This window comes from Pseudomonas sp. USHLN015, assembly GCF_037153275.1.
Classification (GTDB): Bacteria; Pseudomonadota; Gammaproteobacteria; order Pseudomonadales; family Pseudomonadaceae; genus Metapseudomonas; species Metapseudomonas tohonis.
Genome location: NZ_JBBCKP010000038.1, coordinates 1 through 298, shown reverse-complemented (window position 1 = coordinate 298; position 298 = coordinate 1). Strand labels below are relative to the sequence as shown.

Sequence of the window (298 nt, the reverse complement as noted above, 5' to 3'; positions counted from 1 at the left end):
CAGCGAGCTCAACATCCTCCACGAGTGGCACGAGGTAACCCAGGCCATGCGCCGCCGGCTCTGGAGCCTGCATACCGCTGGGCAGGGGGCACAGGACAATCCGAAGGATGCCTTTAAGGCTTGGGGGAAGCTCATCAACGAGAACAAAACACGACAAGCCGCCGGCGATATGCCCGAAACACCACTGGTGGAGTTCCTCTACGACAAGACCACCCTGAGCAACCTCGACTGATGCGCAGCCTACTCCTGCTGATGGCCCTGCTGCTGGCCGCCTGCAATGGCCATGGACTCAAACTGA

The 298-nt window shown here is 60.4% G+C and carries 1 pseudogene; it reads left to right on the top strand.

What is annotated here, in order from left to right:
- A pseudogene (locus tag WFQ67_RS30240) lies at positions 1 to 232 on the top strand (phospholipase); the annotation flags it as partial.
- Positions 233 to 298 lie beyond the last annotated feature (66 nt).